This window comes from Enterobacter sp. UPMP2060 (assembly GCF_053709655.1).
This window is the reverse complement of the sequence record NZ_JBSKJQ010000006.1, coordinates 249,287-261,032: the sequence shown is the minus strand read 5'-3', so window position 1 is coordinate 261,032 and position 11,746 is coordinate 249,287. Positions and strand designations below refer to the sequence as shown.

General features: G+C 53.6%; 9 protein-coding genes and 1 pseudogene. 4 read left to right on the top strand and 6 right to left on the bottom strand.

Annotation, left to right across the window (positions count from 1 at the left end; all coding sequences use genetic code 11):
- Window positions 1–1,080: VENN motif pre-toxin domain-containing protein (locus ACWKXN_RS14845; protein WP_454543970.1), on the top strand; the 1,080-nt coding region annotated here is incomplete at its 5' end.
- Window positions 1,077–1,538: an immunity 42 family protein gene (locus ACWKXN_RS14840; RefSeq protein WP_454543969.1), complete on the top strand. Its 462-nt coding sequence runs from the start codon at window positions 1,077–1,079 to the stop codon at window positions 1,536–1,538. The genes ACWKXN_RS14845 and ACWKXN_RS14840, both read left to right, overlap by 4 nt.
- Window positions 1,539–2,444: 906 nt before the next feature.
- On the opposite strand, the pseudogene ACWKXN_RS14835 reads toward ACWKXN_RS14840, so the two are convergent.
- Window positions 2,445–2,765 (bottom strand): annotated as a pseudogene (locus ACWKXN_RS14835) (AAA family ATPase); the annotation flags it as partial.
- Window positions 2,766–2,820: 55 nt separating this feature from the next.
- Between ACWKXN_RS14835 and ACWKXN_RS14830 the strand changes: the two are divergent.
- Both ACWKXN_RS14830 and ACWKXN_RS14825 read left to right on the top strand, forming a co-directional pair.
- Window positions 2,821–4,593 carry a VENN motif pre-toxin domain-containing protein gene (locus ACWKXN_RS14830; protein WP_454543968.1) on the top strand — a complete coding sequence of 591 codons (1,773 nt, stop codon included), beginning with the start codon at window positions 2,821–2,823 and terminating at the stop codon, window positions 4,591–4,593.
- Window positions 4,593–5,045: a hypothetical protein gene (locus tag ACWKXN_RS14825; protein WP_033146464.1), complete on the top strand. Its 453-nt coding sequence runs from the start codon at window positions 4,593–4,595 to the stop codon at window positions 5,043–5,045. Before ACWKXN_RS14830 ends, ACWKXN_RS14825 begins: the two co-directional genes overlap by 1 nt.
- Window positions 5,046–5,253: 208 nt before the next feature.
- Here the strand turns inward: ACWKXN_RS14825 and ACWKXN_RS14820 are convergent, their stop codons facing one another.
- From ACWKXN_RS14820 to ACWKXN_RS14800, 5 genes are all read right to left on the bottom strand, one after another.
- On the bottom strand, window positions 5,254–6,324 hold the full coding sequence (locus ACWKXN_RS14820; RefSeq protein WP_182071541.1) for an ABC transporter ATP-binding protein: 1,071 nt from the start codon (window positions 6,322–6,324) through the stop codon (window positions 5,254–5,256).
- Window positions 6,317–8,086 (bottom strand): ABC transporter permease, encoded by a 1,770-nt coding sequence (locus ACWKXN_RS14815; RefSeq protein WP_023309073.1) that lies wholly within the window; start codon window positions 8,084–8,086, stop codon window positions 6,317–6,319. Before ACWKXN_RS14815 ends, ACWKXN_RS14820 begins: the two co-directional genes overlap by 8 nt.
- Before the next feature lie 80 nt (window positions 8,087–8,166).
- The gene (locus tag ACWKXN_RS14810; protein ID WP_023309072.1) at window positions 8,167–9,255 is read right to left on the bottom strand and encodes an ABC transporter substrate-binding protein; all 1,089 of its coding nucleotides are present in this window, start codon (window positions 9,253–9,255) and stop codon (window positions 8,167–8,169) included.
- 168 nt (window positions 9,256–9,423) lie between these two features.
- Entirely contained in the window at window positions 9,424–10,119 is a 696-nt protein-coding gene (locus ACWKXN_RS14805; RefSeq protein ID WP_454543967.1) for a response regulator, read from the bottom strand.
- Window positions 10,103–11,743, bottom strand: a complete 1,641-nt coding sequence (locus tag ACWKXN_RS14800) for an ATP-binding protein (protein WP_048975230.1) — start codon at window positions 11,741–11,743, stop codon at window positions 10,103–10,105. Before ACWKXN_RS14800 ends, ACWKXN_RS14805 begins: the two co-directional genes overlap by 17 nt.
- Between the last annotated feature and the right edge of the window lie 3 nt (window positions 11,744–11,746).

The following is an 11,746-nucleotide window of genomic DNA, read 5'->3' as shown; positions in this document are numbered from 1 at the left end:
CTGGCGCATCTGCTGAAATCGACAGAGGATAACCCGGCTATCAACACGATTGCGCACGCGATACTGGGTGGCGCAGTTGCGGTACTGCAGGGGAATAGCGCAGCGGCGGGTGCGGCAGGTGCCGCGACGGGTGAGCTGGCTGCGCGGGCAATCATGGCGGCAATGTATCCAGGTAAAGCGGTCAGCGACCTGAGTGAGGAGCAGAAACAGACGGTCAGCACGCTAGCGACAATTTCGGCAGGAATGGCCGGAGGGATTGAGGGGGGTAGTACTGCGTCGGCTGCGGAGGGAGCGCAGGCCGGGAAGAATGCGGTTGAGAATAACTATCTGAGCAGCAAACAAATAGAGGCCTGGTCTGCTGAAATGAAGTCCTGTCAGGCCAGCGGCGGTAATTGTGATGGCATTATAAAGAAATATGAGGAACTGAGTACCTCTCAGCAACAGCAGCTTATCAGAGACTGTGCGACCAATCCTACGACTTGCCAGCAGAAATATGGTGATGTGCTGGCTGATAGCATGGCGGTAAAGCATGCACTGGATAAAGCACTGGGTCAGGACATTCCGGCCAAGATGGCTTATGACCTGACAGCAACATGGATGCATCAGATCCAGGCTGATGGAGTTATTTCCACCAACAAAGTCTCGGAAGCTCTTCAGAAAGAGTATGGACTGGATGCGATTCAGACTGATATTGTAGCTGGTGCAGCGGCGGCGGCTTTCGGAGGAATTAGTAAGGCTGGGAAGGGAAGCGCAATACCTGTACCTACCCCTATGAAAGCTAATAATGGGTTGGTATATAAATCGAATCCAAAACACACGCCGGGTCAGTCAAGTAATAGGCCTAACGCTGGTATTGAACCTCAAGATTCACTTAAGCTTTTTGAGCAATCAATTCCGAGTACAAAACAATATTCAAATAAGGAGGTTAGATTTGCTGTTGATAGCCAAGGGAATGTGCATCGCTTTGTGGGTACGAATGGCGAGTATCATTGGAACGGAAGTACTGCAGATAAGAATGCTTTGACTAGTGAACAAATACCAACTGCAATCCAGAAACAATTGGGAGTAAGAATAAAATGATTTATGGCGATCCATTTCTTTTTGCTCTCCAGTTTGACGTTGTTGAATGCTGGAACGATCCGGATGATATCTGGAAAAATGGTCTTTTTGCTTTATATATTGAAGGTAAAAAAGTGTTTGATACCGTAGACGCTTTTGAGCTACGAACGACGTTCAGTTTTTATTCAAAGGCACCAATAAATCAGCTTTATATCAACGATTTAGATGTTAGTGCTGGTGAGCTTTACAACAATGCAAAAGGTTATTTTCTTGGAGACGGTGAAAAATTGATTGATGGGTTATTTGATATGACATGTGTCCCTATGGAAGATAACCGTTGCTATCTTTACTTTATCAAGACAAGTGTTGGAGATCGGCTTGTATGGAGTGCTGATTCTAGCGATCGAATAAACGAAACAGTTCTCCCGCCAGGAACAATCCTTAATGTAATTAATAGATTACAAGATTGTCATTTATAATGCTCTCTCGGCCATCATAGCGGGTTTTCTTTACCGAACGCGGATCCATATATGAAACATGGGTCATTATATGCGGATGAAAAAATATTGATGTGTCTGGTGATCTTCGCCGGGGCGGTAGCGTATTCGGGCCAAAAAAGCGTTTCGGGGCAAAGAGTTTCCGGTCCGGAAGTTCAGCAGGTGGAAACAGTATAACTCAATGAAAAAATAGGGAAAATCGTTATCATTACGATAATGTGCACCGGATCGAGTTGTAGATGAGGATAACTCTCTCAGTTCGGGCAGCAAAAAAGTCGCAGCGAAGAACTGGTAGCTTGCGGCACTGACAGCAGTTGCAAAGCAAATGTTCGTGAAAAATACGCCAACGAGTATGACAAGGTTCAGATGCAGAACGTGGGTTTTATGCAATACTCGACGCGTGAAAGATGCGTAGAATATCTCCCGAGTAGCTGTCAAAATATTGACAATTTTTCTGTTGAGAATAAGGCGTTTGATATAGAAGCATGGACGGCAACGGACACGTGCAAGAGTTGCTAATGGGTCAATACCAATAAGTGATCAAGAGAAAGCCAAAGCGTCTCGACGTACTGCCAAACGAATATCAATATTACGAAAATGATTGTGGTAGTTATAGAAATGATGATTAATCCGCGATTAAAACTTTTCTTATTACTGGTATTACTCTGGATGTCAGGCCTCTTTATCACTATGGCTACAGGCCGTCTGCTAATTGCAGCGGCCTCGTATCTCTTCATTAATGATTTGGATTTCAAGTAGAGCGACTTGATTCCTGCGCTCAAAATCTCTGTAGGCGCAGGGATCATCATTGGAGGGGACAGTCCCTGATGGTGAAAGAGAAAAAATAAAAACTTCATTTTACTGGACTTCAAAGGAAGATAATGCGGCTTACCCCAGCCTCTCCACCCCCGTCTCCCTCTTCTCCATCGACAGCTGGTACAGCGAGAACGACCTCTGCTTCTCAATCAACTTCGCCAGCTCCGGCGAGTGGCTGGTGAGCCAGATCTGCGCGTAGCGGCTGGCCTCGGCGATTAAGCTCGCCAGGGCGGGCAGCATCTGCGGGTGCAGGCTGTTTTCCGGTTCGTTCAATGCGATAAACGCCGGTGGGCGCGGGCTTAGCAGCGCTACCGCCAGACACAGAAAGCGTAAGGTGCCGTCGGAAAACTCCGCCGGTTCCAGCGGCCTGCTCAGTCCTTCGTGCTGTATCACGCTGGGTTTCAGTAATCTCCACAACGAGAGCCAGACCAGCGGCAACGGCTATACGGTGGCGCTTTCCGGCAGCGCGGGCGGCAGCGGAAACGGTGAAAACCGCAACCTGGCACCGGCCATCGGTACGGGCCAGGCAGAAGAGAGCCACACCGGCACGACCTCATCAGCGGTGAGTGGCGGTAGCATTGTCATTCGCAACCCGGCGGGACAGAAACAGGATATTGCTGACCTGAGCCGTGATACGGCTGACGCCCACCACGGCGTGGACGTGAACGGTGATGTGCAGAAGGTCAGGGATAACCTGGCGGTCCAGAGCGAAGGCGCGGCCCTGGCTACCTCTGCGCTGGATGCTTACGGCAAGTATGCGGAGCAGAAAGCGCGGGAATCCAATGCGGCGCTGGGCGCGAAGCTGGCGTCAGAAGGAAAACTGCAGGGCGATACGCCGCAGGAGCAGGAAGCGTTCCTGAAGACGCAGCCCGGATATCAGAATACCGAGTACGGCCCGGGGAGTGCCTTCTGGACGAAGGGCAGCGCAGCGGCAGGATTACTGGCAGGTGCGCTTGGCGGTAACCTGAAGGCAGGCGCGGCAGCAGGGGCGGCCCCTCTGCTGGCGACCCTGGTCAAGGAGCAGAAAGACCCGACAGCCCGTGCCGCGCTGCACGGTATTGTGGCGGCGGCGCTGACGCAGCTGAGTGGCGGGAGCACTGCGGATGGCCTGAAGGCCGGTGCTATAGGGGCCATCACGGCCTCGGCGATGACCGACCATCTGGTCAGTGCGCTGTATGGAGATAAAAAATCCAGTGACCTGACGCCAGAGGAGAAACGGCTGGTCAGTAGTCTCGTGAGTATCGCGGGTGGTCTGGCGGGCGCTGCGGTGACGGATGGTAGCGTCTCCATGGCGGCGATGGCGTCGGAAACGGCGAAGGTGGAGGTTGAGAATAACTCGCTGAGTGTCGTTATACAGGGCGGTAAACTGGCTGCACAGGGATGTCTGAAAATTTCTGCTTGCCGTGATCGCCTGGTTGCCAGTGGTCTGGGTGCTTTACTGGGGATTGGTGCATCCACATCAGCAATGGATACATTGTCACAAGATGAGCAGTTGCATCTGATCTATGTGGCCTCGCTCAATGATCCTTCCCAGCTCAGTCAGTTAAATGATGCTCAGAAAGCGGCCTATGAGTCCCTGACAGGTAAGACGATCACCAGTACTGGTGGTACGCAGGTCATCAACCCGGGACCATCAAACACTGGTGGAGACCAGACTGTAACCGGAAATACGCCCTCCAACACAGGGAATGATAGTGTAGCAACCGGAGGGATAAATCATACTGGTAATACCAACGGTGATGGAGCGTCAAACAATAATGGCTGGACGACAACTACGCCGGTTCCGGATTCTCCTTCAATGGATGATCTTTTCTATCAGAACGAGAAGATCCCCGGCCTTGAAAATGTTCGCCCTGAAAATCCCGGTTATCCAGCCAATCAGAGTGTTATTGAAAAAATGAACGAACCTAAGTTTATTGCCTGGATAGGCAATACAGATTGTACGGATTGCTCAGATATCGCACCTAAGCTTCTCGATGCAGCTGGCGGGCACGGGAAAATTATTGAAGCAAGGCCGACGACTCCGTACAATTTAAATGTGTATGAAAATGGAAAAATTGTACATGAACAAGCTTTCCATCAGGTTTATACCGATGGTCAGTATGTTTACGATCCAAGAGTGTCCTTAAAACCGATTCCTAAAGGAGATTGGGAAAAACATATCAAATCTATAAATCAGGGAAGTGTTACGATCTCTGATAAATTACAGGGGTTAAAATAATGTTTCCGATAGGTAAGAAAGAAACTATCTTGTTGGACTTCATTGGTTCTCTTGGAAAACTGGAGTGGTTACATTATCAGAGCCGTATCGAAGATGAATGGATAAATGACCATTTTGAAAAAATTGATCGCTCTAAGTACCCTCCTTATACCAGTTTTCGATTTGAAAAAGAGGTTCCAGAAGTTATTACCTTACTGGAAGATGCGATTCAATCATATAAAGGTAAAGTTGAGTGGTGTATGACCCATCATCCGAAAGAGTATGGTACTGGTGTTAATCATCGTATTTTGCCTACATTTGTTAAGAATCTCAGAGTCAGTGAAGGTATGGAAGATGTTAACGAGTATATTGAAAACCATTATCCTGATTTTGGCCCAATCGCCTATGAAGATCTTGTTGGACTGACGGAGCATGTTCAATCAGTTTTCAAAAATGCTGGATATGATGCATAAATTTTCTTTATATGCTCTGTAATAACATTTTGATATGGAGCCTTAACCCGTTATGCGTACGGACGGAAAGAAGTGTCAGGTGACTATTTTAATGAGAATGCCTTAACAATAATGGCTAGCGCCACCAATCCTGGCATCTGTCATTTCTCTATCCCGTCGACCCGGTAAGCGAAGCGCCACCGGGCCATGGCAGATTAATATTGACTCATCACCCTTTCGGGAACACCCAAACATGCTTCTCAGGCAACGAAAGATGGCAGTGCTGCGGATCCCGAACCTCATGCCCATACGCGCGGATCACAAAATCATCTCCCACCGTGCGGAACAGGTACTCCCAGCGGTCGCCGAGATACATGCTGGTGAGCAGCGGCAGCTCAAGCTGATTTTCCCCAGGCCCATCGACCACCGCCACGCGCTCGACGCGGATCACAGCCGTCGCTTCTTCACCGCTCTGCACCCCTTCACCGGCCTGGCCCCACAGCACCCAGCCTTTTCCTTCGATACGCGCTTTGCCGTCGCGCACTTCGGTGACCTTGCCGTGCAGGCGGTTGTTGCTGCCCATAAACTCGGCGGTAAAAAGCGTTTTCGGCGAGCCGTACATCTCCTGCGGCGTGCCCTGTTGCTCAATTTTGCCGTTGTTAAGCAGCAGGATGCGGTCGGAAATGGACATCGCCTCGTTCTGGTCGTGCGTCACCATCAGTGCCGATAGCCCGAGCTTAATAATCAGCTCGCGCAGGAACACGCGGGCCTCTTCGCGCAGCTTGGCGTCGAGGTTGGAAAGCGGCTCGTCCAGCAAAATCACCGGCGGGTTGTAGACCAGCGCCCGGCCAATCGCCACGCGCTGCTGCTGTCCACCGGAGAGCTGGTGCGGGTGACGTTTGCCAAGATGGCCCAGACCAAGCTGGTCCAGCACGTCCTGCACGCGCTGCTGGATCTCTTTGGCCGGGACTTTGCGCAGCTTGAGCGGATAGGCCACGTTCTCAAACACGGTCTTGTGCGGCCACAGGGCATAGGACTGGAACACCAGCCCAAGGTTACGCTCTTCCGCCGGGACCTCGCTGCGCGGCGTGCCGTCGTAAACTTTATTATTGCCAATGACAATCGACCCCTGCGTCGGTTTTTCCAGACCCGCAACGGCGCGCAGGAGGGTGGTTTTACCGCTGCCAGAGGGGCCTAACAGTGAGACCACTTCGCCGCGCTTCAGGTTCATGGAGACACCTTTTAAAACAGGATTGTCGCCGTAGGTTAAGTGCAGATCGTCAACCGCTAATTCAATCATGTATTTTCACTCCGAAACGAAGGGCAATGCCCAGACCTACCACGACCAGCAGGATGTTAATGAAAGAGAGCGCCGCCACGATATCGATGGCACCCGCGGCCCAGAGGGAAACCAGCATCGAGCCGATGGTCTCCGTGCCGGGTGAAAGCAGGTACACACCCGTTGAATATTCGCGCTCAAAGATCAGGAACATCAGCAGCCACGAACCGATAAGACCGTAGCGGGAGAGCGGGATGGTGACGTGGCGGGTGATCTGCCCGCGCGTCGCCCCGGTGCTGCGCGCCGCTTCCTCAAGCTCTGGCCCTACCTGCAGCAGCGTGGAAGAGATAAGCCTCAGCCCGTAAGCCATCCACACCACGGTATAGGCCAGCCAGACGCTGAAAATGGTGCTGCGCAGCGAACGCAGCCAGACGATGACGTTTTCACGCATCCAGTCGGTCCAGGCGAACCCGGAAAGCCAGCCGGATTTCAGCGAGTTATCCAGCCACATCGGCAGGAACAGGAACACCCACAGGAACGCCAGACCCGCCAGCAGGCCAGGCACGGCGCGCGGCACCAGCACGCTGTAGTCCAGAAAACGCGTGGTGTTGTCCGGCTTGCGGTGCATGGCAATGCCGACAAACAGGTAGCACACCACGGCCAGCGCGCCGCCAATCACGCCAATCGCCATGGAGTTGACGATGGCGCGCAGCAGGTTGGGCTGCGCCCAGATGGTGCGGAAGGTGTTCAGAGAAAGCTCGTCCCACAGCGAAACGCCCACGCCCCAGTTGGAGATAAACGCGCGCAATACCACGCCGAGCAGCGGAACGCCGATGGTGACGGTGAGCCAGAAGGCAATCACTCCGCCAGCCACCCAGCGCCATTTACCCAGCGGCAGCGCGCGGGCCTGCGAAGCCTTGCCCTTCATGGTGACGAAGCGGTTGGCGGTGCGCATCAGGCGACGCTGGAGCATCACCAGCGGGATGGTGATGCAGATCAGCACCACGGCAACCGCCGCCATCAGGTTATAGGATGGGGTGCCCATCTTGTTCGTCAGCTTATAGAGATAGGTCGCCAGCACCATGTTGCCTTCCGGGTCGCCGAGGACCAGCATCAGGCCGAACACTTCCAGCCCGAGGAAGAACAGCAGCACGGTGGCGTACAGAATGGACGGGCGCACCATCGGCAGGCTGACGGAGGTCATGACCTGCCAGGGCGACGCGCCCGCGGTGCGTGCGGCTTCTTCCACATCGGAGCCCACGCTGCGCAGCGCAGACGAGATATACAGATAGGCGTGCGGGACGTGCGTCAGGCCGGCGATGACCACAATGCTCGACATGTCGTAGATATTCCACGGCACAAAACCAATCAGCGCCTGAGCCCACTGGGAGAGAAAGCCCACCGGACCGGCGGCCACCACGTAGCCAAAGCCCAGCACCATCGGTGAAACGAAGATCGGGACCAGGATCAGCGGCTCAATCAGCCGGCGGCCGGGCAGGTCGGTACGCACCATCAGAAACGCCAGCACGCCGCCCAGCGGAATGGAGATAAAGACCAGCCCGAAAGCAAGAATAAAGCCGCTTTTCAGGGCCTTATAAAAATCAGGGTCGGTGAAAATAAACTCAAATGATTCAAAGCTCCACTCTTTTGACGGCGAAAAGAACGGGGCGGACAGGAAGCTCTGTATCACGATAAACGACAGCGGGGTGTAGATAACCAGGGCGGTTATCAGCACGACGATGCCTCGCGGCAGGCTTTGCCACTTTCTGCGTAATGTATTCATGGGGTATCCCTGGTGTTGCAGCCCAGAAAAACGAACTCAGTCGATAAGGGAGCGCGGCGGCCTGCGCCGCGCTCAGACGCTTATTTACCGGCGGCGGTACGCCACTCTTTGATGTACTCCAGGCGTTTTTTCGGCTGCAGGTATTCCAGCAGCGTTTCATCAACCGGAATTGGCTTCAGCGCGTTACCGAGGATTTTGGTCAGGCCGTCGATATCGTTTTTCCCTTCGATATCGTTACGAATGGAGGGAATATCCGCCTGATTGGCCAGAATGTTTTGCCCTTGTTCAGACAGCACATAGTCCAGCCACAGCTTCGCGGCGTTGCTGTTTTGCGATTGCTGGCTGATGAACGACACGCGCGACAGCACCAGGGTGTAATCTTTTGGATAGGAAATGCCGAGCGAAGGATCGTTCTTCGCGCGCGCTTCCGCGTAGGAACCGAGGATGTTGAAGCCGATCAGGTTTTCACCGGAGGAGACCCGCTCCATCATGGTGCCGGTAGACGACTGCACCGATAAGCCACCTTTGGCGACGTCGGCCAGGGTTTTGAAGTAATTAGGATCGGCGTTGTGATCCTGAACCGATAGCATAAAGCCCAGACCCGATTTTTCGATGTCGTAGGTGGTGACTTTGCCCTTGAATTTGTCCGTCTGGCTGGCAATCAGCTTCGCCAGCGCGGCGTGAGAATCCGGCACGTCGCCGGCCGGGATCAGGCGCTTGTTGTAGATAAAGACCACCGGCTCATAGGTGGTGCCGTAAGCCTTATCCTTCCAGACCGCCCATTTCGGCAGCTGGCTTTGCTCCGGCGATTTATACTCCATGGCGTAGTCGGTGGCGAGCTTCAGGCCGGTGTCCATAGAGGAGCTCCAGACCACGTCGCCGCTCACGCCACCGGAGGCCTGTTCGCTGATGAAGCGGTTGTACAGCTCGGTGCTGTTCATGTCGTTGTATTCGACTTTAATGCCCGGGTAGGTTTTTTCGAAGCCCTGGATCAGCGGTCCCGCGGCCTTGATGTCGGTGGTGGAGTAAATAACAACCTTGCCCTCTTTCGTTGCGGCATCAACAACTTTTTGATACTCAGCAGGATAGCCCTGCGGCAGGGCAGAGAGTGCAGAAGCAGAGAACAGTACAGTAGCGGTAAGCAGAGAAATTCGGAACGTGTTCGACATTATAGTTAACCTTTTAGTTACATTTGAGGAACTAATTGTCAACATAGCGTATCGGGCTCCACCCACAAGAGGGTGAAGCGGGCAATGATTCCGAAGTGTGATTGTCGCCGTCGTTTCAGCAATTAACACCATAAAATCCGCGAACGTTAGCCTGTGAACGGTTCTGGATTACGGTTTATCGGGCGCTTTGCGGTATAACCTTCGCGGATGACCTATATTGCCATACAGCATTTCGACGCTGATTAACCCGCTCTCCACGCAGTATTCAAGGTAGCGACGGCCCGTGGTTTTGCTAATCCCCACGTTTTCCACCACCTCTTCAACCGACATCGCGGTATGGGGATGCTCGGCGAACAGGTTTTTAATCCGTTCCAGCGTCTGGGGTTCAATGCCCTTCGTCGACGGCGTAATGGAGGCTTCCGCGGCGGGCAGGTTAAACAGGCGATCCAGCGCATGCTGGTCGACCACCTTCACCTGCTGCACGGTGTGGATGAAACGCATAAACCGCTCCAGCGAGGCGTGCAGGCGCTGGAAAAAGACGGGCTTAATCAGGTAGTCAAACGCGCCGCTGCGCATGGCGTGGCTGCAGGTCTGCATATCGCTGGCGGCGGTGATGAAGATCACCGAGCATTCGTAGCTTTTCAGCAGCGGATTATCGATGAGCTCTACGCCTTTACCGTCCGGGAGATAGTTGTCCAGCAGGATAAGTCGCGGCTGGTGCTGACGAATCAGGCTGCATGCCTGCTCAATCGACGCGGCGATGCCCACCACGCGCAGATGGAAATTCTGCTCGATATACTCGCGATGCAGCTCCGCCAGGTGCGGCTCATCTTCAACTATCACAACGTCAAGTGGTCGGGTCATGCTGTTGCCCATTCGGAATAAACACAGAAAAAATAGTGCCCTGCGGCGTGTTGTCGGCAATCTCAATGCTGCCGCCGGCCTTGTCGATATATCCTGCCACCAGGAACAGGCCAATACCGTGCTCGGTACCCACAATGTCGTTTTCGCTGTCCGGCTTGCTGCTGAATCCCTGGCGGAAAATGTGCGGCTTCAACGCATCGTCCACCCCGCAGCCCCGGTCAGCCACCTCGATCAGCAGCTCCTGGTTACGGTCAGAAATGTAGAGTTCTACCGGCGCGTGGACCGGCGCGTTGAGTGTCGCCTCCACGGCGTTGTCCAGCAGGTTACCAATAATGGACATCAGCTCCGTTTCACTCAGCGCGGCAGGCATCCGGGTGAGCTGGCAGGCGGGGTCAAACAGCAGCTCGATGCCTTTTTCGCGCGCGCTGACGTATTTTCCGAGCAGCAGCCCGCACAGCGCCGGGGAGACAAAATGGGCTGAGACAAAGTCCAGCACGCGCTGCGCGCCTTCTGACTGCACCTGAATGTAACGGATCGCCTCGTCATAATGTTTCATCTGCAGTAGCCCGACCAGAGTGGCGGTCCAGTTCAGCTGTTCGTGGCGCATAATGCGCAGGTTATCCGCATAGCGTTTGATTTGGCTGAGCTGGCTGCTGAGGGTGTTAATATCGTTTTTGTCGCGAAAGCTGTACACCCAACCGCTTTCAACGCCCGGTTCGACCTCAATGGCTACCCGGTTGACGATCACCTCGCGCTGGTTCAGCACCGCAATCTGGTCGTGGCTGCCAGCGCTCACCGAGGCGTAGCGCTGGGATAAAAACCCCGGCGCCGTCTGCAGAATGTCTTCCAGCGGTTTCCCGATAAGTTCTTTCTCACTTTGCCGAATATCCAGCATTTCGCGTGCCGCGCGGTTAATTAAAATCAGCTGCTTCTCGCCATTAACGGCAAATACGCCTTCGTACATGGCTTCTAATAGCGCGCGCTGCTGCAAAACCAGCTGAGCGATATCTTTCGGCTCCAGCCGGAACATCTGTTTTTTTAAATTGCGGGTAAACAGCCAGGAGAAAATAAAAAGCAGCAGCAGAAGCGCTGCGCCGTATAGTCCGGACTGCCAGAGAATGCGGGCGTTAATATTGGCAATATACGAGGTCAGATAGCCGACCGAGACAATACCAATCACCTGATGCTGCGCGTTGAAGATGGGCGCTTTGCTGCGTAGCGACACGCCAATTCCGCCCTGACGCACGGAAATAATGGTTTTGCCCTTTAACACCTCGGCATTATCCCCGCCGATCATCGGTAAATTAATACGCTCCGGGGATTCCGAATGATAAAGGTGCTGCTCCTCGGTATCGCCAATCACAATGTAGCTGGCATCGCTTTCGGCGCGCAGCGGCTGAATTAACCGGGCTATTCCCGGAATATCTCTGGCCGCTACCATTGCCGCCAGACCCGGCATCAGCGCGATCTGGCTGGCCTGAACCCGGGCGCGCTGGCCGAGATCGTGATGGAGCTGTCGGTCAATAAAATGGAACAGGATTGTTCCCAGCAGAACTAACAGCAGGCAGGAGAAGCACACCAGCGCTAAAAACAGCTTTACCTGAAAAGAGAGTCTGCGTTTCATTCA

Bases quoted from the DNA above. Each gene is read 5' to 3' on its own strand.
- ACWKXN_RS14840 (WP_454543969.1), top strand. From the start codon at position 1,077: ATGATTTATGGCGATCCATTTCTTTTTGCTCTCCAGTTTGACGTTGTT.
- ACWKXN_RS14825 (WP_033146464.1), top strand. From the start codon at position 4,593: ATGTTTCCGATAGGTAAGAAAGAAACTATCTTGTTGGACTTCATTGGT.
- ACWKXN_RS14820 (WP_182071541.1), bottom strand. From the start codon at position 6,324: ATGATTGAATTAGCGGTTGACGATCTGCACTTAACCTACGGCGACAAT.
- ACWKXN_RS14815 (WP_023309073.1), bottom strand. From the start codon at position 8,086: ATGAATACATTACGCAGAAAGTGGCAAAGCCTGCCGCGAGGCATCGTC.
- ACWKXN_RS14810 (WP_023309072.1), bottom strand. From the start codon at position 9,255: ATGTCGAACACGTTCCGAATTTCTCTGCTTACCGCTACTGTACTGTTC.
- ACWKXN_RS14805 (WP_454543967.1), bottom strand. From the start codon at position 10,119: ATGACCCGACCACTTGACGTTGTGATAGTTGAAGATGAGCCGCACCTG.
- ACWKXN_RS14800 (WP_048975230.1), bottom strand. From the start codon at position 11,743: ATGAAACGCAGACTCTCTTTTCAGGTAAAGCTGTTTTTAGCGCTGGTG.